Origin of the sequence: Rhodococcus baikonurensis (assembly GCF_040489275.1) — a bacterium.
Classification (GTDB): domain Bacteria; phylum Actinomycetota; class Actinomycetes; order Mycobacteriales; family Mycobacteriaceae; genus Rhodococcus_F; species Rhodococcus_F baikonurensis.
On record NZ_JBEUOQ010000003.1, the window covers coordinates 175,671 to 202,168 of the forward strand.

Annotated in this window: 27 protein-coding genes; 13 read left to right on the top strand and 14 right to left on the bottom strand. The window is 62.1% G+C overall.

What is annotated here, in order from left to right:
- Positions 1–129 precede the first annotated feature (129 nt).
- From ABWI03_RS08405 to ABWI03_RS08425, 5 genes are all read left to right on the top strand, one after another.
- Positions 130–1,755: a flavin-containing monooxygenase gene (locus ABWI03_RS08405; protein WP_298775920.1), complete on the top strand. Its 1,626-nt coding sequence runs from the start codon at positions 130–132 to the stop codon at positions 1,753–1,755.
- The gene (locus ABWI03_RS08410) at positions 1,752–2,549 is read left to right on the top strand and encodes a mycofactocin-coupled SDR family oxidoreductase (RefSeq protein WP_019749396.1); all 798 of its coding nucleotides are present in this window, start codon (positions 1,752–1,754) and stop codon (positions 2,547–2,549) included. The genes ABWI03_RS08405 and ABWI03_RS08410 overlap by 4 nt, the downstream gene beginning before the upstream one ends.
- Before the next feature lie 4 nt (positions 2,550–2,553).
- Positions 2,554–3,384: a mycofactocin-coupled SDR family oxidoreductase gene (locus ABWI03_RS08415; protein WP_298775916.1), complete on the top strand. Its 831-nt coding sequence runs from the start codon at positions 2,554–2,556 to the stop codon at positions 3,382–3,384.
- Positions 3,385–3,514: 130 nt separating this feature from the next.
- Positions 3,515–3,817, top strand: a complete 303-nt coding sequence (locus tag ABWI03_RS08420; protein WP_019749398.1) for a hypothetical protein — start codon at positions 3,515–3,517, stop codon at positions 3,815–3,817.
- Positions 3,814–4,464 carry a nucleoside/nucleotide kinase family protein gene (locus ABWI03_RS08425; protein ID WP_298775913.1) on the top strand — a complete coding sequence of 217 codons (651 nt, stop codon included), beginning with the start codon at positions 3,814–3,816 and terminating at the stop codon, positions 4,462–4,464. The genes ABWI03_RS08420 and ABWI03_RS08425 overlap by 4 nt, the downstream gene beginning before the upstream one ends.
- Positions 4,465–4,485: 21 nt before the next feature.
- Here the strand turns inward: ABWI03_RS08425 and ABWI03_RS08430 are convergent, their stop codons facing one another.
- The gene (locus ABWI03_RS08430; protein ID WP_298775910.1) at positions 4,486–5,919 is read right to left on the bottom strand and encodes an FAD-dependent oxidoreductase; all 1,434 of its coding nucleotides are present in this window, start codon (positions 5,917–5,919) and stop codon (positions 4,486–4,488) included.
- Between the two features lie 330 nt (positions 5,920–6,249).
- Between ABWI03_RS08430 and ABWI03_RS08435 the strand changes: the two genes are divergently transcribed.
- Both ABWI03_RS08435 and ABWI03_RS08440 read left to right on the top strand, forming a co-directional pair.
- Positions 6,250–6,651, top strand: coding sequence for an STAS domain-containing protein (locus ABWI03_RS08435; RefSeq protein ID WP_298775908.1), 402 nt, complete (start codon positions 6,250–6,252; stop codon positions 6,649–6,651).
- Positions 6,652–6,888: 237 nt separating this feature from the next.
- The gene (locus ABWI03_RS08440; RefSeq protein ID WP_298775906.1) at positions 6,889–8,160 is read left to right on the top strand and encodes a DICT sensory domain-containing protein; all 1,272 of its coding nucleotides are present in this window, start codon (positions 6,889–6,891) and stop codon (positions 8,158–8,160) included.
- A gap of 88 nt (positions 8,161–8,248) precedes the next feature.
- Here the strand turns inward: ABWI03_RS08440 and ABWI03_RS08445 are convergent, their stop codons facing one another.
- Positions 8,249–8,860, bottom strand: coding sequence for an AAA family ATPase (locus tag ABWI03_RS08445; protein WP_298775903.1), 612 nt, complete (start codon positions 8,858–8,860; stop codon positions 8,249–8,251).
- Complete coding sequence (locus ABWI03_RS08450; protein ID WP_298775900.1) at positions 8,857–9,291, bottom strand: nucleotidyltransferase domain-containing protein; 435 nt, start codon at positions 9,289–9,291, stop codon at positions 8,857–8,859. Before ABWI03_RS08450 ends, ABWI03_RS08445 begins: the two co-directional genes overlap by 4 nt.
- A gap of 119 nt (positions 9,292–9,410) precedes the next feature.
- On the opposite strand from ABWI03_RS08450, the gene ABWI03_RS08455 reads away from it, so the two are divergent.
- Complete coding sequence (locus tag ABWI03_RS08455) at positions 9,411–9,896, top strand: flavodoxin family protein (protein ID WP_019749410.1); 486 nt, start codon at positions 9,411–9,413, stop codon at positions 9,894–9,896.
- On the opposite strand, the gene ABWI03_RS08460 is transcribed toward ABWI03_RS08455, so the two are convergent.
- The 3 genes from ABWI03_RS08460 to ABWI03_RS08470 form a co-directional block, all read right to left on the bottom strand.
- Complete coding sequence (locus tag ABWI03_RS08460; RefSeq protein ID WP_019749411.1) at positions 9,869–10,114, bottom strand: hypothetical protein; 246 nt, start codon at positions 10,112–10,114, stop codon at positions 9,869–9,871. The genes ABWI03_RS08455 and ABWI03_RS08460 overlap by 28 nt on opposite strands.
- On the bottom strand, positions 10,114–10,500 hold the full coding sequence (locus ABWI03_RS08465) for a nuclear transport factor 2 family protein (RefSeq protein WP_095972459.1): 387 nt from the start codon (positions 10,498–10,500) through the stop codon (positions 10,114–10,116). Before ABWI03_RS08465 ends, ABWI03_RS08460 begins: the two co-directional genes overlap by 1 nt.
- A gap of 112 nt (positions 10,501–10,612) precedes the next feature.
- On the bottom strand, positions 10,613–11,113 hold the full coding sequence (locus ABWI03_RS08470) for a flavin reductase family protein (protein ID WP_019749413.1): 501 nt from the start codon (positions 11,111–11,113) through the stop codon (positions 10,613–10,615).
- A gap of 226 nt (positions 11,114–11,339) precedes the next feature.
- On the opposite strand from ABWI03_RS08470, the gene ABWI03_RS08475 reads away from it, so the two are divergent.
- Entirely contained in the window at positions 11,340–12,041 is a 702-nt protein-coding gene (locus ABWI03_RS08475; protein WP_019749414.1) for a PadR family transcriptional regulator, read from the top strand.
- Position 12,042: 1 nt separating this feature from the next.
- Here ABWI03_RS08475 and ABWI03_RS08480 read toward each other — a convergent pair whose 3' ends face one another.
- From ABWI03_RS08480 to ABWI03_RS08500, 5 genes are all read right to left on the bottom strand, one after another.
- Complete coding sequence (locus ABWI03_RS08480; RefSeq protein ID WP_206029392.1) at positions 12,043–12,825, bottom strand: IclR family transcriptional regulator; 783 nt, start codon at positions 12,823–12,825, stop codon at positions 12,043–12,045.
- 192 nt (positions 12,826–13,017) lie between these two features.
- On the bottom strand, positions 13,018–13,929 hold the full coding sequence (gene bphC, locus ABWI03_RS08485; protein ID WP_019749416.1) for a biphenyl-2,3-diol 1,2-dioxygenase: 912 nt from the start codon (positions 13,927–13,929) through the stop codon (positions 13,018–13,020).
- A gap of 39 nt (positions 13,930–13,968) precedes the next feature.
- Positions 13,969–15,150 (bottom strand): acyl-CoA dehydrogenase family protein, encoded by a 1,182-nt coding sequence (locus tag ABWI03_RS08490; RefSeq protein ID WP_019749417.1) that lies wholly within the window; start codon positions 15,148–15,150, stop codon positions 13,969–13,971.
- Positions 15,151–15,201: 51 nt separating this feature from the next.
- Positions 15,202–16,398, bottom strand: a complete 1,197-nt coding sequence (locus ABWI03_RS08495) for a 3-ketosteroid-9-alpha-monooxygenase, oxygenase component (protein ID WP_019749418.1) — start codon at positions 16,396–16,398, stop codon at positions 15,202–15,204.
- Between the two features lie 126 nt (positions 16,399–16,524).
- A complete protein-coding gene (locus ABWI03_RS08500) occupies positions 16,525–17,070 on the bottom strand; it encodes a hypothetical protein (RefSeq protein WP_019749419.1) in 546 nt (181 codons plus the stop codon).
- A 222-nt stretch (positions 17,071–17,292) separates the two neighbouring features.
- Here ABWI03_RS08500 and ABWI03_RS08505 point away from each other — a divergent pair, with 222 nt between their 5' ends.
- The gene (locus tag ABWI03_RS08505) at positions 17,293–18,867 is read left to right on the top strand and encodes an AMP-binding protein (protein WP_298776178.1); all 1,575 of its coding nucleotides are present in this window, start codon (positions 17,293–17,295) and stop codon (positions 18,865–18,867) included.
- Between the two features lie 23 nt (positions 18,868–18,890).
- On the opposite strand, the gene ABWI03_RS08510 is transcribed toward ABWI03_RS08505, so the two are convergent.
- Both ABWI03_RS08510 and ABWI03_RS08515 read right to left on the bottom strand, forming a co-directional pair.
- Positions 18,891–19,574: a response regulator gene (locus tag ABWI03_RS08510; protein ID WP_124567324.1), complete on the bottom strand. Its 684-nt coding sequence runs from the start codon at positions 19,572–19,574 to the stop codon at positions 18,891–18,893.
- Positions 19,571–21,253 (bottom strand): sensor histidine kinase, encoded by a 1,683-nt coding sequence (locus ABWI03_RS08515; RefSeq protein ID WP_298775881.1) that lies wholly within the window; start codon positions 21,251–21,253, stop codon positions 19,571–19,573. The genes ABWI03_RS08510 and ABWI03_RS08515 overlap by 4 nt, the downstream gene beginning before the upstream one ends.
- A gap of 168 nt (positions 21,254–21,421) precedes the next feature.
- Here ABWI03_RS08515 and ABWI03_RS08520 point away from each other — a divergent pair, with 168 nt between their 5' ends.
- Complete coding sequence (locus tag ABWI03_RS08520) at positions 21,422–22,429, top strand: Bug family tripartite tricarboxylate transporter substrate binding protein (protein ID WP_298775880.1); 1,008 nt, start codon at positions 21,422–21,424, stop codon at positions 22,427–22,429.
- A 93-nt stretch (positions 22,430–22,522) separates the two neighbouring features.
- A complete protein-coding gene (locus ABWI03_RS08525) occupies positions 22,523–23,908 on the top strand; it encodes a CitMHS family transporter (RefSeq protein ID WP_003944372.1) in 1,386 nt (461 codons plus the stop codon).
- Positions 23,909–23,914: 6 nt separating this feature from the next.
- Here the strand turns inward: ABWI03_RS08525 and ABWI03_RS08530 are convergent, their stop codons facing one another.
- The gene (locus ABWI03_RS08530; RefSeq protein ID WP_298775879.1) at positions 23,915–25,102 is read right to left on the bottom strand and encodes a nitric oxide synthase oxygenase; all 1,188 of its coding nucleotides are present in this window, start codon (positions 25,100–25,102) and stop codon (positions 23,915–23,917) included.
- A 235-nt stretch (positions 25,103–25,337) separates the two neighbouring features.
- On the opposite strand from ABWI03_RS08530, the gene ABWI03_RS08535 reads away from it, so the two are divergent.
- Complete coding sequence (locus ABWI03_RS08535) at positions 25,338–26,498, top strand: globin domain-containing protein (RefSeq protein WP_298775877.1); 1,161 nt, start codon at positions 25,338–25,340, stop codon at positions 26,496–26,498.

Consider the following 26,498-nt stretch of genomic DNA (forward strand, 5'->3'; position numbering starts at 1 on the left):
TGTCCGCCTACCGGTCCCAGTGCCGGACGACATCGGTGTCCTCCGATCGGTGGACAAACCCGCCTCGCCCGCCCACCCAGCGGGAGAACCCGTTCCTCTGCCAACCAACCCACTCGTAGCGTGACCACCATGACCGATCCTGACTTCTCCACCGCACCACTCGACGTCGTAGTCATCGGCGCCGGCGTCGCCGGCATGTACGCCATGCACCGACTTCGCGAGCAGGGGTTGCGTGTCCACGGCTTCGAAGCGGGCTCCGGAGTGGGCGGCACGTGGTATTTCAACCGCTACCCGGGCGCACGCTGCGACGTCGAGAGTTTCGACTACTCCTACTCGTTCTCCGAAGAGCTGCAACAGGAGTGGGACTGGAGCGAGAAGTACGCCGCGCAACCGGAGATCCTGTCCTACCTCGATCACGTTGCCGATCGTTTCGACCTACGCAGTGGGTTCACCTTCGATACCCGTGTTCAGAGCGCACAGTTCGACGAGGCTTCGTCGACGTGGCGAGTGCGCACCGACGGTGGTCATGACGTCACCTCACGCTTCGTGGTGTGCGCCACTGGCAGCCTCTCGACCGCGAACGTTCCGAACATTGCAGGTCGGGAGACTTTCGGCGGTGAGGTCTTCCACACCGGCTTCTGGCCGCACGAGGGCGTCGATTTCACCGGCAAGCGAGTGGGAGTGATTGGTACCGGATCGTCGGGCATCCAGTCCGTTCCTTTGATCGCCGAGCAAGCCGAGCACCTCTTCGTGTTCCAGCGGTCCGCGAATTACAGTGTGCCGGCGGGAAACACGCCGCTCGACGACAAGCGGCGCGCCGAGATCAAGGCCGACTACGCCGAGCGTCGAGCACTGTCCAAGCGCAGCGGCGGTGGATCACCGTTCGTCTCGGACCCTCGCAGTGCGCTCGAGGTGTCCGAGGCCGAGAGAAACGCGGCCTACGAAGAGCGGTGGAAGCTCGGCGGTGTCCTGTTCGCCAAAACCTTCGCCGACCAGACCAGCAACATCGACGCCAACGCCACAGCAGCGGCGTTTGCCGAGGCCAAGATCAGATCGGTGGTCGAAGATCAGGCCATCGCAGACTTGCTGATCCCGAACGATCATCCCATCGGGACCAAGCGGATCGTGACGGACACCGACTACTACCAGAGCTACAACCGCGACAACGTGAGCCTGGTCGATCTCAAGAGCGCACCGATCGAGGCAATCGACGAGGCCGGGATCAAGACGGCCGACGCCCACTACGAACTCGACGCATTGGTGTTCGCCACCGGTTTCGATGCGATGACCGGGGCACTCGATCGCATCGAGATCCGTGGCCGCAGCGGCGAGACCTTGCGAGAGAACTGGCATGCGGGTCCGCGAACCTATCTCGGCCTGGGAGTGCACGGCTTCCCGAACCTGTTCATCGTCACCGGACCCGGTAGCCCGAGTGTGCTGTCGAACATGATCCTCGCTGCCGAGCAGCACGTCGACTGGATCGCCGACGCGATCGAGCATCTCGATTCCAACGGCATCGACACCATCGAGCCGAGCGCCGAAGCCGTGGACACCTGGCTCGAGGAGTGCTCGCGTCGGGCGTCGGCAACATTGTTTCCATCCGCGAACTCCTGGTACATGGGAGCCAACATCCCGGGAAAGCCGAGGATCTTCATGCCCTTCATCGGAGGCTTCGGTGTCTACTCCGACATCTGTGCAGACGTGGCAGCAGCGGGATACCGAGGCTTCGAGCTGAACAGCGCGGTGAACGCATGAGTCGTCTCGAAGGCAAGCGGGTGCTCGTAACGGGTGCTGCCGGCGGAATGGGACGTTCACACTGCGAGCGGCTCGCCGAAGAAGGCGCGTCCGTGATCGCATTGGACGTCGAACAGGCACAATCGGGGTTGGCGGAAACCGCTCAGGCAGTGCGTGATCGAGGCGGTGTCGCGGTCACCGGTGTGGCGGACATTCGGGACTTCGACGGCTTGGCCGCAGTAGTGGCCGAGTGTGTTACCGAACTCGGGGGTCTGGACGTCGTGGTCGCCAACGCCGGCGTCTACGACACACCGGGACCGTCGTGGACCATCGAACCGGCAGTGTGGAACCGATCGCTGGACGTCAATCTCACCGGGGCGTGGCACACCGTCAAAGCCTGTGTTCCGCACTTCGGCGACGGTGGATCCGTCGTTCTGGTCAGCTCGACCGCCGGAATCAAAGGTATTGCCGGAGCGGGTCATTACAGCGCCGCCAAGCACGCTGTGGTGGGTCTGGCCAGAACGCTGGCCAACGAGTTGGGGGCGGAGGGCATTCGCGTCAACTCCGTGCATCCGGGTTCGGTACGTACCCCGATGATCATCAACGAGCGAGTGTTCGCGAACCTGTGCCCGGACATCGAGAATCCCACCGAAGCAGATGCTGCTGCAGTACTGAGCGCACGCAACCTGTTGCCCGTTCCCTGGGTCGATCCGGTGGATGTCAGCAATGCCGTCCTGTTTCTCGCATCCGCGGAGTCCCGTTACATGACCGGCTGTCAGTTGGTCGTCGACGCCGGCCTGACCCAGAAAGTGTGAATTGATGACTTCTCGATTGGAAGGCAAGATCGCGCTGATCACGGGTGCGGCTCGGGGAATCGGGCGGGCACAGGCCGTGCGTTTTGCCGAAGAGGGCGCGGACATCATCGCGGTCGACGTGTGCACGTCGTTGGAAACGACAGTCACGCCGCCCGCAACAGAGGCGGATCTCGACGAGACCGTTGCGCAGATCCGGGCGATGGGGCGAAAGGTCGAATCTGCGGTAGTGGACGTTCGGGATCTCGAGGCACTACGCAGTGCGGTGGACTCGGGGGTCGAAGCGCTCGGCGGACTCGACATCGTGTGCGCTACAGCCGGTATCACGTCATCCGACGGGGCACTGACCATGTCGGAAACGATGTGGCAGACCATGCTGGACGTGAACCTGACCGGGGTGTGGCACACCACGACGGTCGCGGCTCCGCACTTGATCGAGCGAGGTGGGGGATCGATGACTCTCACGAGCTCCATCGCCGGACTTCGGGGGCTGGTCGGGGTTGCGCATTACACCGCAGCCAAGCACGGTGTAGTCGGTCTGATGCGTTCGCTGGCAAAGGAACTGGCGCCGTACAACGTGCGGGTCAACACGGTCCATCCCACCAACGTCGACACCCCGATGATTCAGAACCCGTTGGTGCGCGGCAAGTTCCGCCCCGATCTCGAGAACCCGACGCGGGAGGAATTCGCTGCGGCCGCGATGACGATGAACATGCTCGCCATTCCGTGGATCGAACCGGTGGACGTAGCGAACGCTGCTCTGTTCCTGTCTTCCGACGAGGCCCGCTACATCACGTCGGTCGCACTGCCGGTGGATGCGGGTAGTTCATCCCGCTGAAGTTCTGAACAACAGAAGTTCTGAACAACAGAAGTTCTGAACAGCTGAAGTTTTGAATAGCGGAGTTATGTCACGCTGAGATCTGCCACGGTGTGTAGCGTCGGGTTCAACTGACCGAAAGGCGCACACCGTGGCGGAACGACGCTATCTGGAAGTTACCGTCGGGACCAACATCGTCATGGTCCTCGACCACCGCACGGTGGAGGTCTTCGACCGCACCGCTGCGAGCACGAGCGAAGTGGCTCGCTGGCATGTCGAACACATTGCGGTGAAGGCGAAACCGTCGAAGTCGGGACTGAAGCTCACCATTGGAAACCGGCTCGCCGACGACTCCATCGCGGTAGCGGGTCCACGGGCGTCAATGACGGTCCCGCCGGAGAATGAAGCCGCCGTCATCGCGTTCTTCGACGAGGTCAAGGCCGCTCGGGTGTGAATCGGCAGAAGACCTTCGGCGCGGATGATTCGGGTTCTCTTGTCGAGCACGTCGTACGGTGCCACGAAGTACGCTTCGGACGCACTGTCGTCGGGCTCTCGGGAATCGAGGCGTCCGGAAAATCGACGATCGCAGACGAGTTGGCTGACGGTATCTCGACGTCGGGCCATGACGTCGTCACGATCCATGGCGACGAGTTCTCGACTGCGAAAGCCGTACGAAACAACAATCCCGACGCGGTGCGTGGGTATCTCGAGGATGCGTACGACTATTCGATCCTCAGCAGTCGTGTGCTGGTGCCGCTACGGTCGGCCGAAGTTTCCGACATTTCCTACGTCTCGACTGATCCGGAGACGGACGAATCGGTGGTAACGAAGGCCCGGGTTCCAGATCGTGCCATCGTGCTCGTCGAGGGAGTTCTGCTTTTTCGGGGACTGATGCGAGATCAGTTCGACCTACGAATCTGGGTTGAAACCAGCTTCGACGAGTCCTTGCGGCGTGCGAAGGTTCGTCCGCGCGATGTGAGCTATTACGGGACCGCCGAGGCGATAGTGTCCCGGTACGAATCCCGGTTTCATCCGGCGCAGAGGATTCATCTGCGTGACGATCGACCACAACTGACGAGCCACGTGATTGTGCGCAGCTAGTCAGTCGAAAGGCAGACGGTATCAAGCTTGGCGCGCGGCAGCGTGGGCCCCGGCGACACGGCCGAATGCGAAGGCGTCGGCAATGTGGAATCCACCGTCCTTTGCCGCGCTGTAGGTGGAACTCACTGCGCCCGCCGCATACAGTCCCGGAATCGGGCTACCGGCGGTGTCGAGTACGCGGGAATGACCGTCGCGGCGCGGCCCACCGCTACTCCATCCCAGCAGCGGTGGCCCGGAGACGGCGTAGAACGGAGCGGTCGCTATCGGAGCCAAAGTCTCGGGCTTGCGACCGAACGAGTGGTCTACGCCGTCTGTGCACGCCTCGTTGTAGCGGCGCACGCTCGTTTCCACGACTGTGGGGTCCAGTCCGAGCTTCTCGGCGAGCTCGGCAAGCGTGTCCGCCTTGACGATCCAACCCTTGTCGATCTCGGCTTGATTGTCCGAACTCCACTCGTACCCTTCGTCGAGGACTCTGTGTCCGACGGGCAGTGCGTCACGGCTGGGGCTCAATTGTCCGGCCAACCGCATCGTCTCGTCGAAGACGATGTTCATCGGTTGCACTGGAAAGTGTTGGTAAGAGCCCTCTCTGAACACATGACCGTGCCGCATTTCGGCTGACTCGTCGGTGAAACGTCGACCTTCCCGGCTGAGGAACACGTAATTATGTGCATTCCACAGCGCGAGAAAGAAACCCGTGGGATTCTCGGGATCACCGGGGATTCCCGTAATGGTCATCATGTTGTTCATATGCCACAGATCTGCGCCCACTGCCTGCGCCATGCGGTGGCCGTCGCCGGTTGCCGACGGTGAGCCCCAGATCTTCGGATTCTCCAGACGCAAGTAGTCGCGGACCATGGCCGGATTCGCTTCGAATCCTCCGGTGGCAAGAATGACGCCCCGGCGCGCTTGGATCTCCGAAGTTTGTTCACTCGAACGGACCTCGACTCCGGTCACCGATCCGGATTCATCCGTCAAGAGTCTGGTGGCTTCGGTGTCGAAAAGAGTGGTGATGCCACGTTCAGCGAGAGCGGAAACGAGGAAGCAGTAGAGAAGTTCATTGCCCATCTTCCCTTCGATGGTGTCCATCCCTGCGTAACAAGAACTTCCGTCGAGTTCGCCGTACTCCGCCGTGGAATGGAAATCGCCGGTCATCGCTACAGATGCATCCAGACTGCGGAGCCAGTCGGACAGTCCTTGCGTATTCTCTGCCCAGGCGTCGATGACATCGTCGGCAACGGTGAACGATCCGTTCAACGAACGCAGGAAGGTGCGGGCGGCAGCAGGGTCCTGGTTGACGAACCATCCACTGCCGGACAGTCGAGTATTGCCGCCCGCGGCATCGCGTCCGCTCTTCTCCAGAATCACCACCGACGCGCCGTCAGCGTGTGCTTGGAGCGCTGCGGCCGATCCGGCAGCGCCCGATCCGATGACGAGTACGTCGACAATGTTATCCATGTCACAGAAGGTATTGCGGAATGGTGGTGCGGCGAACCCACCTTCCCGATGAGCGAGAAAGCTAGTGATTGACGCCGCAGAGACGCCCCGCAGAGACGTCGGGGCCGGGTGGGGTATACGCGTTCAGTGCATCGGGGGTGGCGCCAAAGTGCGACATCGCGCTGTGACAATTTCGAGACCCTAGCGTTATGAATGTAGATGTGTCGGCGAAACCTGCCGGTGGCAGAGTTCGTCTGGAACGCAGTGACCGACACCGTTGGTTATCCGACGCACAGTGATTCATCGCTGATTCGGGCGGTGGGGCACGCCGAGTCCAGACAAGAGGCTTTCATGACTACGATCAACGAACGTTCTTCAGCTGCAAATGTTCTCGATCTCTTCGACAGCGCCGGCCGAGAAGGGTATCGGTACAGTATCGACGTGGAAAGCTACACCCCTTCCTATGCGGTACTGAGGCTTTCCGGAGAATTGGACATGGGTCAGCGTGTGGAATTGGTGCATGCGCTCGACCGACTTCTCCTGGTCGGCACCGATATTCACGTCGATCTCTCCGGCGTGACCTTCATGTCGTCCGGAGTGGCGAATGCCGTTGTCGACGCTGCGGGGCGTGGCAACAACCGCATTCGCTTGTTTGCCCCGACGCGCGCGGTCTCCATGATTTTCCAGGCTCTCGGTGCCTCCGAACTCATTGCGGGCGATGCCGCATCGACTGCTGATGCTCTCGGTGCTTGAGCCGGAAACAACTCCGACGAACGATGTGAAGTGAGCAGTGCTCGACACGCGTTGACTTGGTTTCCTGGTCTGATCTGCGTCTCGATGTGCACTTTGTGGCGCGCGATCAGGTAGTCGTCACCGGGTTGCGCCGTGATTTGCGGTAGTCTCTTTCAGTGTCGAGCAGCCGGCGCCGCCATCGACGCGTCCGGCCGCATGAACGCTTGGTGGTCCCGACTCGTAGTGAAGAGCCACACCATGGCGTATGACACCAGCAACGGTTCGACATCGTCGAATTCTCCGATCACCCAGTTCTCCGATGTGATTGGTCTGGAAGTAAGCATGCAGTTCGCACCGATACGCCGCCTCGACGACCACGCACTTGCAGGTGCCGAGCTGCAATTGCGTGGGCCTGACAATTCCTCTCTGTGTTCGGCGCATGCCCTTCGCCGCGCCTCGCAATTGATGCAGCAACGCTCGGAATTCGACAGTCACAAACTGGCCATGTCCCGTACTGCACTCGCATGCACCGTCGCGGATCGCCTGCCGTTACTGGTGGCCGTTGACTCGGCTTCCCGAGCAGCTCTGAACGCTTCTGGTATCGAAGGAACGACGAGAAATCTGCAACGGATCGTCATCACGGTTGACAGCGCATCGGTGCTTGCCGATCCCCACAACTCTCTGGCAGTGATCAGAGAAGCCCGCGCGTGTGGGCGTCTGATTGCACTCGATGGTGTCGGCATCGACAAGCACTCGGCGACGCTGCTGTCTTTGGTCGAACCCGACATCATTGTCACTTCCGCGGAATTACTTTCCAAGGCAGCATATTTCGAAGTCGGAACGACGGTACATGCGCTCGGTGCCTACGTCGAGCGATCGAACGCGATTATCCTTGCCGAGGGTGTCGACTCGGAATCCGCCCGTCTTGCCGCAATCACTATCGGAGCCACATACGGAACGGGTGAGTTGTATCCCGCAGTCGACGATCCGAGTTCACTGTTGTCCGAACCGGTCGTCGCGATGCCCGACAGTCCGGTGTGGAGTGATCCCATCCCCGACGTCGGCACTCCCTACTCGATCGTGTCTGCTCACAGCCAGGTCCGGCGCGGTACCAAGCGACTGTTGATCCAACTGAGTAAGTCCCTCGAAACGCAAGCCGCCACATCGGGTTCCTCGATGCTTGTTCTGGGCACCTTTCAACAAGCCGAGCATTTCACCGCATCCACAGCAGCACGGTGGCGTCACCTCGCCGATACCGTTGGGTTCGCCGGTGTCTACGGTGTCGGACTGTCCGTGATGCTCGACGGTAAAGTGCAACACGCACCGCTCGACCCAGGTGATGATCTTGTCAACGAGTGGACGGTCGTCACTCTGGGACCACATCATGCTGCGATGCTGTCGGCGCGAGATCTTCATGACAACGGGCCAGATCTCGAGCGTACCTTCGACTTCGTGCAAACCTACGATCGCACCACCGTCACCCAGGCAGCACACTCTATCCTTCGTCGCTACCCCAAGACGAATTCGTGAACCCGGTGCCGATGTTCTCGCAGTTCGCCGCGAGCGCTGCCAGAGCGTTGATCGTGGCTAAGGACTGGACGGGCGCCGCGCCACGTTTCTATTGCTGCAGAGTTGACATTTTCGGGTCGGAGTTGTCGATGACGCAGTCCGCTCGGCTCCAGGGTCGTGCGGCCGCGAAGTAGAGCCGTTGGCCACCGACATATCTGTTCATCGACGGATGTTCCGGATCTGCGTTCGTTCCGTCGCGAAGGTGCATTCGCTGCGCGGTGACCTCGAAGGGCACGTCGAGGAAAATCGAGTAGTCCCATCTTTCGGCGAGTTCGTCACGATGCAGGAACAGGCCCTCGACGAGGACTATCGCTCCATCGGCTGCATGCAGGTACGCGGCGCTGTCCCGTCGTAGCAGGTACTCGCGGGTTCCTCCCGGTGTCAGTGGGTCGAGAACATGGCGTTCGAGGGCGTCGTAGTCGTAGCTGTCGAGCCAGAAGCCTTCCGGCGATTGCCGACCTCTGCGATGACGAATCTCCGGCGGATTGAGGAAGTCGTCGACGTGAATGACGATGACGGGGCGTGCATTCAGCTGTGCTGCAAGATTTTTCGCGAATGTCGTCTTGCCGCTCCCGTCGACACCGTCGATCGCGACGAGGGGGGAGCCGCGCAAGGCGGAGATTTCGGCGGCCAGGATTTCGAAGGCCGTCGCGGTGCTCATCGAGGAGTTCTTGCCGCGCCCGTGGCGACATCGAGAGGTCCCGTGTCGTACAGGATTCGGTGGCCGTCCGCGAGAACGCGTCGAGTGCCCTCGTCGAGGGGAACGTCCGCCCAGCTTTCGGCGGCGAAGTTCAGTTCGACGAGGAGCCCGGACCGCAGGCGGAAACGCCGCTCTCGGACCGGCCCCCAGTTCGCGGCTCTGATGAATCGCGCGTCGGGACGGATTTGTATGAACCAATCCCCGTTCACAACCGCGTCCGGATCTTCGGCCAGGATCATCAGATCGACATCACTCGCCATACGCTCCGCGCCGCGCGCGTAGGACCCGACCAGGGCTACAGCTTTGACGTCATCGTGCTCAGCGGCCCATCGTTCGACGTCGACGACCAACGCGTTGACCGCGCGCCTACGTCCTTTCAATCGTGCTGACATGCCGGGTATCTTTCCTCACCAATGGGCAATCGATCCTATTCCTGCCCATATCCTTGGGGGAGTTCCGTGACCAACCCTGGGGAGAAAATGCATATGTCCACGACGAATGAAGGCAGTCGATGAAGGCGATCATCGTGTGCACCTCTGTCTCCCACGGCAATACGCGGCGGATCGCCGACGTCATCGCAGAGGTTCTCGATGCTCGCGTGGTCGAACCGGGCGAGATCGACTCCGCGGAGCTCGCCGGCTACGACCTCGTGGGCTTCGGGTCCGGAATCTATCTGCGCTCGTACCACGAAGATCTACGCTCGTTCATCGACTCGCTCGCCGTAGAACGACGATCCAAGGCTTTTGTCTTTGCTACCAGTGGTTTTCCCGACAAGGGGATTCATCGCTTCTCGCGTCCGCTGGTTCAGCTGCTCGAACAGAAGGGCTTCGATGTGGTCGCCGCGTTCTCGTCCCGTGCGTGGGATACGTATTTTCCGTTCAAGCTGTTCGGCGGAATCCGCAAGGGGCGGCCGAACGCCGACGACCTGGAATCGGCGCGCACGTTCGCCGAAGTGCTACGCGGAAGCGTTCAGGACAGCTTGCCCGGCACTGGATAGCTGCGCAGGCTCATCTCGAGCTCTCCGGCGTCGGCGAGATCGTTGATCGTCTGGCGCAGAGCACCACACGTCCGTTGAGCGTTGGCACGGCCGTTCTCGCGCCCCAGTTCCGGGCACACCTCTTGCGACTCTTCGAGCCATTGGACGCTGGTGTGCGCGTCGCTGTACTTCTCCACCAGGACACGATTTCCGCAGTTGCGGCAACTGACCTGACGCATCAGCGTGCGATCAGATCGGCCGGTGACCAGAAGGCACGCATGCTCGTGATCTTGGCGTCCGCGTCGAAAGTCATGACGTCGATCGGTTCGACCTCGTAGATCTGGTCGCCGACCGGCGTGACGACGCGGAAGTGGAAGGCCGCGCTGGATCCGCTCACCCGCAGGGTCAGCAGTTCCGTCTCTTGCGAACCGCCCTCGAGAGCGCCGTAGAACTCGGTGATCGCTGCCTTGCCGACTCGGGGTTCGCTGCCGACCGGGTCTTCGAGTGTCGCGTTCTCGGCGTAGAGGGCGGCGATGTCCGCTGACGATCCGCGAGCCACGGCGTCGAGGTAGGTGGTAACCGTCGCCGTGATCGCGGCCGTGGTGTCTGGTTCGAGAGTGGTCATCGAGTTAGTCCGATCAGTCGAGAAGTTCAGGGTCTGACAACTACTTCGGACGCTATCGGTGCTGTCTCGATTAGGCGCCGCCATCTCCCACGCAGCGGGACAGCCTGAGCACTCAGGCGTCGAAGCGTCCGAACCCACCGCGGTAGAACAGAAGCGGACCGTCGTGGCGCAGCACGTTCAGATCGGTGATGCGTGCGACGACGATCGTGTGATCACCGGCGTCGTGCTCCTGCTCGACCGTTGCTTCGATGCGGGCGAGCGCGCCGCTCAGCGCCGGAGCGCCGTTGCCGGCGGCATCCCATTCGACGCCGAGGAACTTGTCCGTCCCGCCGCGTGCGAACGCCGAACACATGTCCTGCTGATCGTGTGCCAAGACGTTGATGCAGAGAGTCCCTGTTTCGCGAAGCTTCGGCCAACTCGTCGACGTCTTCGCCGGGCAGAAGGAGAGCAGCGGGGGATCGAGAGATACCGAGACCAGAGACTGGCAGGTGAAGCCGAGGGGTGACTCTCCGTCGTGAGCGGTGATGACGGTGACGCCGGTGCAGAAATTGCTCATCACGTTGCGAAGTGTGCGTCCGTCCAGAACTGGCGGCTCGGCGTTTTCCACGGTCATGTCGTCTCCTTGTTCAAACTCTGCAAACAGCTTCGGAAACAACGATGTGTGGCGGCGCGGCGGTAATCCAGCGGCAGTCCCACTCAATGGCAGCAATGGCTTCTCGGCACGGGTCCGGGCCGACCGAGTGCCAGGTGGAGGGGCCTCACGCAAATTTGATCCCGCTCAGCGGTCCGTTCGGATTCTACGAAACCAGCAAATCACCAGTGATTGTTAGACTTCGGGCATGTCCGAACCTGATGACGTGTCCCGAGGACTTCCCGCTACCAGCTGGGCAGTGCTCGGGATGCTGACGTTCGGGGAGGAACTGACCGGAAACGATTTGAAGAAGTGGGCCGACTGGAGTGTCGGCTTCTTCTACTGGAGCCCGTCCATCAGCCAGGTCTACGCAGAGCTGAAGAAGCTCGAAAGCATCGGATTCGTGGAGTCCCGGGTCGTCTCCGAGCCGGGGGTGCGGGGCAAGCGCCTCTACTCGATCACCCAGTCGGGAACTGACGCCGTCCGGACGTGGTCACGCGAGGCGCCGGTGGAAGTTCCGGTGCTCAAGCACGGCGTGATGTTGCGTCTGTGGATGGGACACCTCAATGAGCCTGAACGACTGAAGGCCCTGGTGGAAGCCCACATCGCCAATGTCGAAGAGCAGATTCGACGCGCGAAACTTCACGCAGATCATGCCGAGAACGAGCCGGCGTGGTCGTTCCCGGTCATGACACTGCGCTGGTCGGAACGGTACTTCCGCGCAGAGATCGAACTTGCTCGCGAACTACTCGAAGACATCGACCGTGCGTCCGCCGAGTTCGCGAACGTTGCCGAGCACGACCGACTGGGATCGCCGTTGCCCTCGACGCCCGGCAGATGGAAGAACGTCGAGGAATACGTGTTGGCACTCGAGCAGGCCGGGCTCACCGGCAACGGCTCGAATATCTGAGTCAGGCTCCGGCCGCGGTCGGCATGTTGCGCAACAGGTGACGACGCTGCAACGTCGGAGTGACACTCAGCGATCCGCCGTCGATGCCTCGCCAAATGGCAGCGGCTGCCATACGGACCGGCGCTGCGCTGACGTGGTCGAGGCGGAGGGCCTTCGACGGCGCGCAGATGGATACCGCGGCAACCGCGCGGCCGATGGGGCCGATCGGTGCCGCAAGACAGCTGAATCCCGGTAGGCCGTTTCCGGATTCGAATGCAACCCCTGACTCGCGGATTCTGGCGAGGTGGGGCAGTGCGTAACCCGAGGACTTCGGCGAACCGAACGCGAGCAGTGCCTGACCGATCGCAGTGGTCTCGGCGCGGCGTCGACCACCCACACGCGTCGGCACCGCGGCGGCGAGGCGTCCGCCGATCTTCTCCATGTAGACCACGTCGGGCCCGTCGAGGATGCCGAGGTGGACCACGAAACCGGTGACGCGGTAGAGCTCGTGCAGAAGCGGCATGGCTGCAGCGTGGAGGCGGTCCTGATGAACCGCGAGCGATCCCAGTTCGACGAGGCGCATACCGAGTTCGTAGTCGCGGCCGTCACGACGCAGCCAACGCATCGAGACGAGACGTTCGAGCATGCGGTGGGCAGACGAGCGGGGAAGGCCGGTGCTCCGAACGACCTGAGCGAGCGTCAACCTGCCGGGACCGTCGAAGGCGTCGAGAACCAGCGAGACGCGATCGAGAATTGCTGTCGGGGCCGAATCTCCGCCTAAAGCATCCACAGCCTGCAGTGTCATCGTGTACCTCACTTCTCTTAGAGCTCCACAACCAGTGAACTGGCTATTTCAATTAGAAATAGTGTCATAGAGTTGCGGATTTGTGAAGTGGATCACCGGTCTGTTTTCGGGCGCGTCATGGTGGAAACGACGAAGGGGGTTTGCGCGAGAATTCGCACAAGCCCCCTTCGTCGGTTTACTACCGGGCGGGTACTACATAGCTGCCAGTGGTTCGCTTCCGGACCAGTCGTGGCCCCAGTAGCTGTCAGCGGTGATCTCCTCGGAGGAGTACGAGTCCTGATCCACCTTCGCGCCCTCGGTGCCGAACTCGATGTCCCAGCCGCCGGGTGCGCGGACGTAGAAGGAGATCATCTTGTCGTTGGTGTGACGACCCAGGGTCGACGACACGGAGAATCCGTCCTTCATCACTCGGTCGAGAGCCTGGCCGACGGCGTCGAGGGTGTCCACCTCGACCATGATGTGAATCAGGCCGGGTGCGCCGCCGTGCGGTGCCGGGCACAGGGCCAAGCTGTGGTGACGCTCGTTGACGCCCATGAAACGGATTCGCAGCGGCCCGAATTCGGGCGGTGCCGGCAGACGGAACGCGCCGCGTGGGTAGAAGCCGAGCACCTCGGTGTAGAAGTCGAAGCTCGCAGCACTGTCCATCACCGGGAGTACGACGTGGCCGAGACCCTGTGAGCCGGTGACGAATCGAGCACCGAAGGGTGTCACCACGGGGCTGTGGTCGAGGATCGCTCCGTGGAAGACCTCGATGGCTGCTCCACCGGGATCGGTGAAGGCGATGACCTCTTCGACCCGTCGAGCATCTGCTTCGGCAAGCGAAAGCTGCTCGACCTCGGTGCCGTTCTTCTCGAGGGCCTCCTGAACGCGGCGCAGTGCGGCGTGATCGGCGACCTCCCAACCGATGTTGACGATCTCGTCGCGCTCACCCTCGACGACGACGATGCGAGCAGCACGCTCGTCGAGTCGTAGGTAGAGGGCGTTCTCGTCCGGCCCACTGCCCTTGGCGAATCCGAGAACATCGAAAGCGAAAGTGCGCCAACGTGCCATGTCGTTGGTCGAGATCTTGACGTAGCCAAGTCCCTTGATGTCGGTGTGTGTCATCGTGTTCTGTTCCTGTCGATTTCTCGTGTCGAAGTCTGATCAGATCATCGCCCGCAGCGGACCCTGCGGATCTGCGCCGAGACGGCTCAGTGAGGCGGCGTGGAATACGGTGCCCGGCACGTGAATTGCGTGGTGCTGCCCCGCGTGAGCGTCGCGCCAGAATCGCTGGAGCGGCTTGTCCATCCGTAGTGCGTTGCCACCGCAACGCGGGTAGACCTGATCGATTGCATTGATTGCGCGCCAGGCGGCCTGCACCTGAGTCTGACGTCCCTCGGCGCGCTGCTCGAAGGTCACTTCCTTACCGGCGTCCACCCGATCCCACATGCGGTCGACGTTGGCAAGCAGGGTGTCGCGGGCAGCCCGGATGTCGGCAGTTGCCTGACCGATGGCAAACAAGGTGTACGGGTCGTCCTTGACCGCCGTGCCCTGCGCGTTGATGCGATCGGCCTGGTACTCGTTGGCGTGGAAGAGCATTCCCTCGCAGATCCCGATCGTGGCGGCAGTGATGCCGAGGGGGAACATGTTCGACCACGGCATCAGATACAGCGTCTCGGTGCGCCCGTACTTGCGTACTGCCGTTCCGTCGATGACCTCGTCGCAGTCCATGACGCGGTAATCCGGGACATAGGCATCCTTGACCACCAGGTCCTTGGAACCGGTGCCGCGAAGTCCCATGACATCCCACGAGTCTTCGATGATCTCGTAGTCGGTGCGCGGAATGATCACATGGAGCATGCGCGGCGGCATCTCCATGTTGCCGTCCTTGTCGCACGCCATCGCGCCGAGGAATGCCCAGTCGCAATGGTCGGTGCCGGAGGAGAACTGCCAGCGGCCGGAGAACTTGTAACCGCCGTCGGTCGGGATACACATTCCGCCGGGCATGTACGGCGAAGCCATCCAGGTATCGGGATCCGATCCCCAGATCTCCTGCTGCACCTTGGGATCCGCGAACGCAAGCTGCCACGGGTGAACTCCGACGATCCCGTGGACCCAGCCGGCCGAGGGATTGAGCGAAGCCATGCGCATGACGGTCTCGGCGAACTCGCGAGGGTGCGCTTCCATGCCGCCGTGTTCCTTGGGCTGCAGCATGCGGATGGAACCGATTGCCTTCATCTTCTTGGCGGTGTCGTCGGCCACCCGGCCGATCCGCTCGGCCTCGATACCTTCGGCGAAGATGTCGTCGGCCATCGCATTGATCTGTTCGAGCACTTCGTACGTCATGTTGTTCCTTGCATCCAGTCAGGTTGTTTCAGCAGTGCTTTCGACTGCGGATCAGGAGGTTGTCTCGAGCGCCTGGGCGTCACGTGCGGCAACGTTTTCGGCGACTTCCCGCTTCCAGCTCTCCACGGCGCGGGTGGTGTCGATCTCGAATTCGAAGCGCTTCGTCATGTCTTCCGTGACGTTCTCGACGTCGGTGTAGAACTGGTTGTACCAGCGCCGCAACTGGTAAACCGGGCCGTCCTCCTCGGAGAGCAGCGGGTTGTCGATCGGAGCCTTGTTCTTCCAGATCTCCACGTCCTGAAGGAATCCCATCTCGACGCCCTCGGTGAACTGCGCAGCCATCGCGGCAGTGGACTCGTCGTCCATACCGGGAAGTTTCTTGACCATCGCGCCGTACTGCAACACGAACGCATTGTTCGAGATGGGGTAGTGGCAATTGATCAAAACGGTTTCGATGATCTGCCCGTTGGCTTCACTCTTGATCCAGTCGATCATGTACGACGGACCGAAATACGAAGCATCCGAACGGAGCACAGCGTTGGGGTCGCCGTAGTTGGTGCCGCTGATGATGTCCTCACGTCCCACCGATTCCATGTACTGGCTCGCGACGTGACCTTCGAAGATGTTCTTGAAGTACTTGGGGAAGGAGTAGTGAACGTAGAAGAAGTGGGCCATGTCCACGACGTTGTCCACGATCTCGCGGCAATGAGAGCCTTCGATGGTGAGCGTGTTCCAGCTCCAGTCGCTCCACTCATCGCTTCCGAAGCCCTCGATGTCGGGAATCGTGACCTCGGCGGGCGGGGGATTTCCCTGGGGATCGTGCCAGACGAACAGCTGACCGTTCTTCTCGAGTGTGGTCCACGCCCGCGTCTTGGCCAGCGGCGGAACGCGTCGTGCGTAGGGGATCGCCGTACATTTTCCGTTACCGCCCCAACGCCAGTCGTGGAACGGGCAGGCGATCGAATCGCCCTTGACGGTTCCATGAGCGAGGTTGCCACCCATGTGGCGGCAGTAGGCGTCGAGAATCTTGATGTCGCCCTTGCTGTCGGCGAAGACGACAAGGCTGGTGCCGAATGCCTCGATCTGGTGGGGCTGACCGTCGCGATAGGTCTTGCTGAGTCCGAGGCAGTGCCATCCACGTGCGAACCGCGCGGGAGGCGCTGCCGCTTCGATTTCTCGAATTTCCTCGCCGGCGCCCGACTGCGTCGGGGCGTCCGTAGTGGTGAGTGGGCCGGTTCCGAGTGCCATGTCTTCCTCCGAGCCGCGTCTTGCGACGCTCCAGTGATGTGATCCGTCTCATACAACGACGAAGCGTCCGCTGGAGATACGGCAGTTCCCGCTGGATGGAACACCCACTCGGTGACCTGCAGGGATTCAGCCGGCGAGAGTCGCAGCATTGTCGACGGCGAGAGTCGCCCAGGCCCGGGCAGTGACAACCCCGGTGGGATCGGTGGCGACCAGAGCTACGTCGGTGACGCTCTCGTGGTCCTTCTCGTACGTGGCGAGTACCGTCACGGAGCAGTTCAGGTCTGCTCCCGAGGAGGTCGCGGTGCACCGCCCGCGGAACCGTCGTAGCGATGCGGATCCGTAACGCCGAGCGGCGAAATCAGCAAGGGCAGCAACGGAATCGGCGCCGGCGTCAGTGGACGGGGCTTCCCGCACGAAGACCTCGGCCACCAGATGCCCGGTCTGATCGTGGTATTCGGTGATTCGCTCGAGTGTCGAACCCAGTGGCCTCACGGATCCGGTGAGCCGTGCGCCGGGGTCGGGGCGTCCGAAGAACACCACATCCTGCTCGACGACGGACCCGTCGCGTGCCGAGCGCACGGTGCCGTACAACGAGTCGAAATCGGAGAGGAGCGTGGTGGCGGTACGGGGAGCAGTTGCCGTGAAGTGGGCGGTACCGAGCTTGGTAGTCATGACACTCTCCGTTGGACGCGACCGAGACGCTGTCGTCTCGGTGGGTACATCGACGCTAACCACCGCTCTGGCGGGTGACGACGGGCTTCCCGCTGATCGGGAGCATTCTCGGATTCGATCGAAGAGGTGGAACCTGTTCCAGTTTTGTGCAATTCTGGATATCGTATCCGTGACCGGGAGCACATCTCGATGACTGCACGCGCCGAGCAGAAGGAAGACCAGATGACAGACGAGTTCGCTGACCTGCACCGACCGGTATACGGTCCGGACCTGCTCATCACCGCTCTGGAACGCAATCACGACAAGCCCGCGCTGTACCTCGGCGACGTGATCCTCACCGGCGGTCAGATGCGCGATCAGATCAGCTGCTTCGCCCAGGCGCTCGCGTCACTGGGAATCACTCAGGGCACCAGCACCGCGATGCTCTCGAAGAATCGCCCCGAGGTCCTGATCAGCATGGGCGCAACCATGATCACCGGCTGCCGGGCGAGCGCCTTGAACCCGATGGGATCGCTCGACGACCACAAGTACATCGTCGACGACGCCGAGATCGAGACCCTCATCTTCGATCCCAATGCCTTCGAAGAGCGTGCCGCCGAGTTGAAGGCGTCCTCACCCTCGTTGACCAACGTGCTCTCGATGGGTCCGTCCGAGGTGGGAATCGACATCCTCGCGCTGGCTGCCACGTTCGAGCCCGCGCCGCTGAAGGCCGCGCACGTCGACGCCGAAGACGCCAGCAGCATGGTTTACACCGGTGGAACGACTGGCAAGCCCAAAGGTGTTGTCGGATCCTTCCGTTCGGGTGCAGCGCTCAATCAGATCCAGATGTCGGAGTGGCAATGGCCCGAGGACAACCGCTTCCTCATCTGCACGCCACTCTCGCATGCCGGCGCAGCGTTCTTCATCCCGACCTTGCTGCGCGGCGGTGCGTTGATCGTCCTGCCTGCCTTCGAGCCCGGTGCTGTGCTCGAAGCGATCGAGAAGCACAAGATCACGGCAACCATGTTGGTGCCCACCATGATCTACATGCTCATGGACCACCCCGATCTGCCCAAGCGGGACGTCTCCAGTTTGCAGACGCTGTTCTACGGGGCGTCCGCGATGTCTCCTGCCAGGTTGCAGGAGGGCATCAAGAAGTTCGGTCAGATCTTCTTCCAGTTCTACGGTCAGACCGAGTGCGGCATGACAATTTCGGTGTTGCGCAAGGAAGAACACCTCGCTGACGATCCGGGCCGCCTCGCTACCTGTGGGCGCCCGGTGCCGTGGCTCGACGTCCGGTTGCTCGACGACGACCTCAACGAGGTGCCGCAGGGAGAACTCGGTGAGATCTGCGTGCGCGGCCCGCTGATCATGAAGGGCTACTGGAAGAAGCCGGCCGAAACTGCCGAGGCGTTCCGGGGCGGTTGGCTACACACCGGCGACATCGCGCGAAAGGACAAGGACGGGTTCATGTCCATCGTCGATCGCAAGAAGGACATGATCGTGACCGGTGGTTTCAACGTGTTCCCTCGCGAGATCGAAGACGTGATCTCGGCGCATCCGTCCGTCGCATCGGTGGCGGTAGTCGGTGTGCCGGACGACAAGTGGGGCGAAGCCGTCAAGGCCTGTGTCGTACTTCGAGCAGGACTGACCGTCGACACCGAGGAACTGGTCGAGAAGGTGAAGGCGGCCAAGGGTTCGGTTCACGCGCCCAAGAGCGTCGACTTCGTGGATTCCCTACCGCTGACACCACTGGGCAAGCTGGACAAGAAGGCTCTGCGCGCGCGGTACTGGGAGACCAGCGCCCGCGCAGTCTAGGAACCGGCGTCGACAGCGAAGGGTCAGCGTTTCCAGACGTATCGGCGCTCCGGGCGGCCCACCACTCCGTATTTCAGCGAGGTGGTGGACCGCCCGGTTTCGTAGAGATACTCGAGGTAGCGCCTCGCGCTTGCGCGTGAGATGCCGATCCTCTCGGAAACTTCTGTTGCCGAGGCGGGTTCGATTACCTCTCGCAGTGCTGTCTCGACCAACTGAAGGGTCTCGGGGCTGAGTCCTTTCGGTAGCCCCTTGAGGGACGACGCCCCCGCGGCGCCACCGGCCACTCCGAAAGCCTCGTCCACCGCGTCCTGTTCTGCTTCGCCGGTACTGTCGAGGTTCGCGTAGGTCGATCGGTATCGCTCGAGCCGCTCACGGAGAACCTCGAACGTGAAGGGCTTCATCAGGTAATGCACGACGCCGCTGCGCAGTGCCTTCTTGACCGAGCCCGCCTCGCGCTCACTCGTGATGACGAGAACGTCCAGCTCCGGTGCCAGCTCGCGAAACGGGGCGATCAGATCCAGTCCCGTGGTACCGGGCAGGTGCACGTCGAGTAGAACCAGGTCGGGTTGCAACTCACCGACCGCGGTCAGCGCGGCCTCGGCCGAATGGGCAACGCCGCACACTTCGAAACCGTCTATCCGCGAGACGAATCCGCTGTGCACCTTCGCCACCATGAAGTCGTCGTCGACCACCAGTACCCGGATCATGCGCCCTCTCCGTCGTGTAGGACCGCAGTGAAGACAGTCCACTCGATGTCCTCTGTCTCGATACCCGGTATCTCGATTCCTGCTGTCGAATACGTGCTCACGGTGACGTCGCCACCGCGTCGACGACACGTCAGGCGTACCAGTGCCAAGCCGAAACCGTGTCCGTCACTGGACTGTCCCTTGGTGCTCCAGCCTTGACCGAAGACCCTGTCGCGATTCTCCGGCGCGATACCAGGGCCGGCGTCCTCGACTCGCACTTCGACGGCTGCACCGCGGTCGCGAATCGACAACCGAACCTTGCGGCGCGAGGCTTCCGTCATCTCACCGACGGCGTCGACGGCATTGTCGACGAGGTTTCCGACCACCGTCGCGAGATCTCGTCCGAGCCTGCGGTCCACCGCCTCCAGATGTGTGTCTTCGGTGAGTTCGACCGTGACCAGTCCCTGTGCAGCGGCACCTATCTTGGCGATCACGAGTGCAGCGGTACCGACGTCGGCGATCTTGTCGGTGACGGATGCACTGACCTGCGCGCGCTCCATGGTCAAGCCCTCGACGTAGCCGACCACCTCGTCGTATTCGCCGAGCTGGACGAGGCCGGAGATGGTGTGCAGTTGATTGTCGAACTCGTGGATGTGTGCGCGTAGTGCGTCGGTGCTGGTTCTGGTCACGTCGAGTTCCTCTTCCACGGAGCGCAATTCGGTGCGGTCGCGGAAAGTGGTGACCGACCCGATAGTGCGGCCTTTGGATTCGATCAAGACGGTGTTGAGGACCAGTAGTCGATCACCGACAAGAACCAACTGATCGGATTCGGTTGTGCCGGAGGTCAGTACACTCTGGAGGCGGTCGTCGAGGCCGAGGTCCCGCACCGATCTACCGGCACTCCCGCGTGGGATGTCGAGGAGTTGGTGAGCACTGTCGCTCATCAGCACCACTTTTCCCTGCGCGTCGAATGCGATGACACCTTCCTTGAGGCCACGCAACATCGCCTCTCGTTGGCGAACCAGGTCCAGGATCTCCCCGGCCTCCATGCCGAGGGTCTGCCGTTTGACCCTGCGGGCCAACAGGATCGAACCGACGCCGCCGAGGAGTGAGGCCACCGCGAGGTACACCAGGAGGTTCGGCGCCGACTGCAGCAGTCGCGCCCAGATCGAGGGATACTCGATGCCGACGATCGCGGTTCCGGTAATCGTGCCTTCGCCTCCGAGGATCGGAACGTGCGCTTCCACGGCCTTGCCGGATGGCGTGTCGACCAAGCCCGTCCACGACCGATCCTGGGTCTGACGTGCATCGATGCCGACATCACCGGGGCGCGTCGAAATGACGACAGTGCCGTCGGCGTCGGCAAGCGAGACGTAGGTGACGCCCGAGATGGCGCGCACCGAGTCGACCGAACCCTGTAGTCCGGAGCGCAGGCGGGTCTGAGCCTGGGGGAGTAGTTCGCGTACCGCCGGATTGGCTGCGAGCGATTCCGCTGCGGAGAGTGCGCGACGGCCCTCCTCGCGTTGAAAACTCGCGGACGATTGAGCGAGGGAGAGGGCAGTGACGCACACGAGAACCGCGACGACGATCAGAAGTTGCAGCTCGAGGAGTTGCGACGCCAGAGTGTGCCGGCGCGGACGCAAGCGCGCACGCAGTGGCGACCTGCGCTCTCGCTCGGCCTGCTCGTTTCCTGAGGACACCAGCCAGACCCTAGCCTTCGGTTCGATGTCGGGAAAGCGCCCGTTCGTGAGCACAATGAGCACAAATCAATTTGCTTTCCCAATGGTGACCCCAGTCACAAAGTGCGTCAGTATGAAACCTGTTCACACAGCGGTACCAGCAGACAACCAGCAGACAAGGGCAGCGACATGAAGGTATCGAAGCGGCTGAGTAGGCATATCGCCCTGCTCGGCGCCTGCGCGATGACTCTCGTGCTCTCGACCGGATGCACTCCGGTCGAGTCCTTCTTCGCCGGTGGCCGAGCGGGTGAGAGTTCCGAAGAACTGCGAGTACTGGTGCCCTCGGTGGCCGGTGGTGGTTACGACCTGACCGCCCGGACCATGGTGCAGGCACTGGCCGACGAGGGAACCGTCGACTCCGACGTCGTTGTACTGCCCGGATCGGGCGGCATCGTCGGACTCAACCGGTTGGCTCTCGAAAGCGGGAATCCCGATCTGCTCATGGTCATGGGGCTCGGTGTTCTGGGTTCGCTCGAGATTTTGCCGTCAGAGCACACTCTTGCCGACGTGACGCCGATCGCGAGACTGGTCGAAGAACCGGAAGCTCTACTGGTTCCGGCAGATTCGCCGTACAAAACTCTGGCGGATCTGACGCAGGCCTGGGTGGCGGATCCGTCGTCGATCTCGATCGGCGGTGGTTCGAGTGAAGGTGGACCGGACGGGTTGTTCCGCCTTCTGTTCGCACGGGCAGTCGGGATAGATCCGTCGCTGTCTCCCTATCGCATCTTCGACGGCGGCGGAGAACTGCTCCCCGCGCTGCTCACCAGGCAGGTCGACGTCGCTGCAACCGGAATCGGTGAGTACCTGGATCAGATTGCGGCAGGCACGGTTCGGGTTCTTGCGGTCAGCTCGCCGGAGCGCACCCCGGCGGTGGATGCGCCCACCATGGCGGAGTCGGGCGTCGACGTCACGTTCACCAACTGGCGAGGGCTCATGGCGCCGCCGGGTCTGAGCGACGATCAGCGTCAGCGCTTGCAGGATTTGGTGCGGGATCTGGCGGCAAGCCCGCGGTGGAACGAGCTGTCTCGCCGAAATGGTTGGAACAGTGCAGTTCTCACCGAACCAGAGTTCTCTGCCTTCCTTGCCGATCAAGCCCAGTTCGTCGACGCGACGCTCGATCCGCCCGGCACGAACTAGCACAACCGAAAGTTTCGTTTCACCTCCACGAAGGTCACCGGCTCGATTTGCCGTGCCGTTTTTCTCGGCAACTCAGCACAAAAGGAGTTCATCATGCTCGTCACACTCGGCTTCCTCATGGTTGCGGTGTTCATGTTCCTGATCCTCACCAAACGCGCGACCCCGGTGGTGGGACTGACCCTGGTTCCGGTGGCCTTCGGACTACTTGCCGGGGCGGGGCTCGGAATCGGCGACATGATCACCGACGGCATCAAGTCGCTTGCACCCACCGCGGCTCTGTTGTTCTTTGCGATCATCTTCTTCGGAATCATGATCGACGTCGGACTGTTCGATCCGCTGGTCAAACTCATCTTGCGGATGGTGCGGGACGATCCGATGCGGCTCGTGGTCGGAACCGCGGTGCTCGCGATGGTGGTGTCCCTGGACGGCGACGGTTCGACGACCTTCATCATCGTGACCTCCGCGCTGCTACCGCTCTACCTCAAACTCGGTGTCAGCCCCGTCGTCCTGACGGTGATCGCCGGCCTGTCCAACGCGACGATGAACATCATTCCGTGGGGCGGCCCGACCGTCCGAGCGGCGAGTGCGCTGGGACTCTCACCGTCCGACGTCTTCGTCCCGATGGTGCCGTCGTTGATCGTCGGCCTGATCATGGTGCTCGGATTCGCGATTCACCTCGGGATCATGGAACGCCGCAGGATCGGGACTTTGGTCCTGACTTCTGAGCGCATCCTCGAAAAGGTCGGAAACGGTGGAAGTTCCAGCACCGGTAGCGCCGGCACCGGCGGCTCGAACGACTCCGAAGACGACGGCGGCGATACCGGACGCTTCATCGACGGCCTCGACCCCAAGCGGGACACCTTGCGACCGAAGCTGCTCTGGTTCAACGCCGCGCTGACGACGATCCTTCTCGTGGTGCTCGTGATGGACATCCTGCCCATCCCGGTGCTGTTCATGATCGCGTCGTCGATCGCTCTCGCGGTGAATTTCCCGGCGGTCAAGGATCAGGGCGAAGCGATCGCCCGCCACTCGTCGAGCATCGTCTCGGTCGTCGCGATGGTCCTGGCAGCGGCCGTGCTGACCGGAGTCTTCCAGGGAACCGGCATGGTCGAGGCAATGGCGGAGTGGTTGTTGCAGGTCATCCCCGACGCCATGGGCCCGCACCTTGCCGTCATCACGGGCGTCCTGAGCATTCCGCTCACGTTCTTCATGACCAACGACGCATTCTACTTTGGGGTGCTCCCGGTACTGTCCGAGACTGCAGCGCAGTACGGCATCGAGCCGGTGGAGATGGCGCGCGCGTCGATCACCGGGCAGGCCGTACACATGCAGAGTCCGCTGGTCCCGGCGATCCTGCTCCTCGTCACCCTCGCCGGTGTGTCCCTGGCGGATCACCACAAGAAGGTCCTGTGGCGAGCCGGACTGATCTCGATCACGATGCTCGTGGTCGGCGTCGGATTGGGGCAGATCCCCTTCTGAGCGCGATCAGTTGTGGAAGGGGCACCGGCCTTGGTCGGTGCCCTTCTTCTTTTTCGTGACGAAGTTGGGCCGGATGTCGAGATCTGGCTCGTCGTACAGGCGGTGGAACGTCGGTGTGAGCGAGCTGGACATGGGCGGGTTCACCCAGGACCAGTCGGTCGGGCACTTGCGCCCGGCCTTGTCCTCACGCGCGATGTGATCGATGAATTGCTTTGCGACAGTGTGATGGTCGACCATGATGACGCCGGCCTTGCGGTAGCTGTGGATAACTGCGCGGTTCAGTTCGACCAGTGCGCGGTCCTTCCACAGCGTGCGGTCGTGGCTCATGTCGAGCTCCATCATCGCTCCGATGGTGGGCAACATGTTGTAGCGATCGGTGTCGCTGAAGTTGCGTGCGCCGACCTCGGTGCTGACGTACCAACCGCTGAACGGTGTGCAGGGATAGACGATTCCGCCGATGTCGAGATTCATGTCCGAGACCGCGGGAACGGCGTGCCATTTAAGCCCCAGATCAGCGAACCAGCCGTATTCGGGATGTTCGATCTCGACCTCGAGTACGAGGTCCGTCGGAACGTCGAAATACTGCAAGGGCTCGTCGGGAACCGAAATCAGTACGGGGAGAACGTCGAACGCCGTACCGGCGCCCTTCCATCCCATCGCGGTGACCTGAGCGGTCAGATCGACGTGCCAGGGGTCGCCCAGGATGCTGCCGTCCGGCTGACGGTAGCCGGCATAGCGGATCAGTTGCGGGCTGAGGATGCGGTACTCCTGGCCGTCCTCGCGGGGAAGGGGGCCGACCGTCACGACGGACTGCAGAGCGCCACCGTTCGTCGACAGACGCAGGTGCTCCCAGCACGCTTCTGCGAGAGCGGAAGCGGTGACGGCATCGCGCGCGTCGATGAGTTTGAGGGTCCGCCAATGGGCGCGACCGACACACCGGGCGTGGTTTCGCCAGGCGAGTTTGGCGCCGACGAGCAATTCCTCCGCTGTGTGCGTGTAGGTGCCGGTCCGGTGGAGTTCACGCAAGGCCTCGCGCCGCCGAGACGTGGGGAGGTGGCCCAGTTCCGGAGAGTCGAAAAATTCGACGCACTCGAGTTCCCGACGTTGAAGCTCGGTCAGCGTCGGGGTAGTGGAGGCGATCTGGGACGTAAGCCCGCTATCGGTGGGCAATTCGTCCTGTCGAACAAAATCCACGGCACGACTCCTGTTTGGCTGGTTGAGATTTCGCTGAACGTTAGCTCGGCGATCGAGAGTGTCGAAGCTCTTGTTTATCTTGCACGCAAGAATAAGAAAGGGACGGTCACACCGCGAAATGGGGTCGCATTGTGACACTTGTCCAGAATGATTTACGAGTCAGACATTTGTGACATAAGCTGCAGACGAAATTCCGCGGCGGGTCTTGCCGCGTCTAGTCGGGACGAGGATGAGCGTGGATTCGCAAGCAATCTCTCTGGTCCGGTCGAGCTTCAAATCCGTCGCTGCGGTGGAAGATGGTCCGGAACGGCTCGCCCGTACCTTCTATTCGATCCTGTTCGCTCGATCGCCCGAAACCCGGGAGTTCTTTCCGGCAGCGATGGATGTGCAGCGGGACCGGCTTGTCGGCGCTATCGCCCACGTCGTCGAGCGCCTCGACGAGTCCGACGCGATAGTCGAGTACCTCGCGCAGCTCGGCCGCGATCACCGTAAGTACGGCGTCACCGACGAGCACTACACGGCAGTCGGGAACGCGTTGATCGAAGCACTCGAAACTTTCGGTGGCGCAGAAATGTGGACCGACGAGGTGGACAGCGCGTGGCGCAACGCGCTCGCGATCATCTCGGCCGCGATGATGGATGCCGCCAACGCGGAAGACGGACCGCCCGCCTGGAGTGCCACGGTCGTCGAATGCCGTCCGGTCATCAAGGGCGTCGCCGTCGTGCGGCTCCAGCTCGACCAGACGATGGAGTACCGCGCCGGTCAGTACGTCAGCGTGCAGGTCGCCGCGAGGCCGCGGATGTGGCGCTACCTCTCGCCGGCCACGCCGTACGACGGGACCGGAATCCTCGAGTTCCACGTTCGGCAGGTCACCGGTGGGTGGGTCAGCCCGGTCATGGTGAACCAGACCGCTGTCGGTGACACCTGGGTGGTCGGTTCGCCCATCGGCGCCCTGGGGATTCCGGAGAACTCCAAGGACCTCTTGATGATCGCGTCGGGAACCGGAGTGGCTCCGCTGCGCGCTCAGATACTCGAGCTGATCCGACGCGGCAACACCCGCAAGGTCCAACTGTTCTATTCCGGACAGCATCCGTGCGATCTGTACGACCTTCCATACCTGTGGAAGTTGGCAGAGAAGCACCCGTGGCTCACGATTGTCCCGGTCTCCGAAGAAGACGAGAATCCGTGGTGGCACACCGAAGCGGAACCGCTGCCCCCGATCGGCATGGCCAGGCGCATCGTCGGCAAGGTCGGCAAGGTCGTGACCTCGTTCGGTGACTGGGCGGGCTACGACATTCAGGTCGTCGGCAGCGAATCCATGGTCAACAGCACCAAATTCAGGCTGCGCGCAGTGGGCATCGACGTCGACACCGTTCGCAATGATCCGACGTACTGA

What these genes read in the sequence shown, in the direction of transcription:
- ABWI03_RS08430 (WP_298775910.1), bottom strand. Translation starts at nt 5,919, where the DNA reads ATGGATAACATTGTCGACGTACTCGTCATCGGATCGGGCGCTGCCGGA.
- ABWI03_RS08470 (WP_019749413.1), bottom strand. Translation starts at nt 11,113, where the DNA reads ATGACCGTGGAAAACGCCGAGCCGCCAGTTCTGGACGGACGCACACTT.
- ABWI03_RS08435 (WP_298775908.1), top strand. Translation starts at nt 6,250, where the DNA reads ATGACTACGATCAACGAACGTTCTTCAGCTGCAAATGTTCTCGATCTC.
- ABWI03_RS08520 (WP_298775880.1), top strand. Translation starts at nt 21,422, where the DNA reads ATGAAGGTATCGAAGCGGCTGAGTAGGCATATCGCCCTGCTCGGCGCC.
- ABWI03_RS08450 (WP_298775900.1), bottom strand. Translation starts at nt 9,291, where the DNA reads ATGTCAGCACGATTGAAAGGACGTAGGCGCGCGGTCAACGCGTTGGTC.
- ABWI03_RS08455 (WP_019749410.1), top strand. Translation starts at nt 9,411, where the DNA reads ATGAAGGCGATCATCGTGTGCACCTCTGTCTCCCACGGCAATACGCGG.
- ABWI03_RS08510 (WP_124567324.1), bottom strand. Translation starts at nt 19,574, where the DNA reads ATGATCCGGGTACTGGTGGTCGACGACGACTTCATGGTGGCGAAGGTG.
- ABWI03_RS08405 (WP_298775920.1), top strand. Translation starts at nt 130, where the DNA reads ATGACCGATCCTGACTTCTCCACCGCACCACTCGACGTCGTAGTCATC.
- ABWI03_RS08475 (WP_019749414.1), top strand. Translation starts at nt 11,340, where the DNA reads ATGTCCGAACCTGATGACGTGTCCCGAGGACTTCCCGCTACCAGCTGG.
- ABWI03_RS08410 (WP_019749396.1), top strand. Translation starts at nt 1,752, where the DNA reads ATGAGTCGTCTCGAAGGCAAGCGGGTGCTCGTAACGGGTGCTGCCGGC.
- ABWI03_RS08445 (WP_298775903.1), bottom strand. Translation starts at nt 8,860, where the DNA reads ATGAGCACCGCGACGGCCTTCGAAATCCTGGCCGCCGAAATCTCCGCC.
- ABWI03_RS08490 (WP_019749417.1), bottom strand. Translation starts at nt 15,150, where the DNA reads ATGACGTACGAAGTGCTCGAACAGATCAATGCGATGGCCGACGACATC.
- ABWI03_RS08500 (WP_019749419.1), bottom strand. Translation starts at nt 17,070, where the DNA reads ATGACTACCAAGCTCGGTACCGCCCACTTCACGGCAACTGCTCCCCGT.
- ABWI03_RS08480 (WP_206029392.1), bottom strand. Translation starts at nt 12,825, where the DNA reads ATGACACTGCAGGCTGTGGATGCTTTAGGCGGAGATTCGGCCCCGACA.
- ABWI03_RS08505 (WP_298776178.1), top strand. Translation starts at nt 17,293, where the DNA reads ATGACAGACGAGTTCGCTGACCTGCACCGACCGGTATACGGTCCGGAC.
- ABWI03_RS08525 (WP_003944372.1), top strand. Translation starts at nt 22,523, where the DNA reads ATGCTCGTCACACTCGGCTTCCTCATGGTTGCGGTGTTCATGTTCCTG.
- bphC (WP_019749416.1), bottom strand. Translation starts at nt 13,929, where the DNA reads ATGACACACACCGACATCAAGGGACTTGGCTACGTCAAGATCTCGACC.
- ABWI03_RS08415 (WP_298775916.1), top strand. Translation starts at nt 2,554, where the DNA reads ATGACTTCTCGATTGGAAGGCAAGATCGCGCTGATCACGGGTGCGGCT.
- ABWI03_RS08460 (WP_019749411.1), bottom strand. Translation starts at nt 10,114, where the DNA reads ATGCGTCAGGTCAGTTGCCGCAACTGCGGAAATCGTGTCCTGGTGGAG.
- ABWI03_RS08495 (WP_019749418.1), bottom strand. Translation starts at nt 16,398, where the DNA reads ATGGCACTCGGAACCGGCCCACTCACCACTACGGACGCCCCGACGCAG.
- ABWI03_RS08440 (WP_298775906.1), top strand. Translation starts at nt 6,889, where the DNA reads ATGGCGTATGACACCAGCAACGGTTCGACATCGTCGAATTCTCCGATC.
- ABWI03_RS08465 (WP_095972459.1), bottom strand. Translation starts at nt 10,500, where the DNA reads ATGACCACTCTCGAACCAGACACCACGGCCGCGATCACGGCGACGGTT.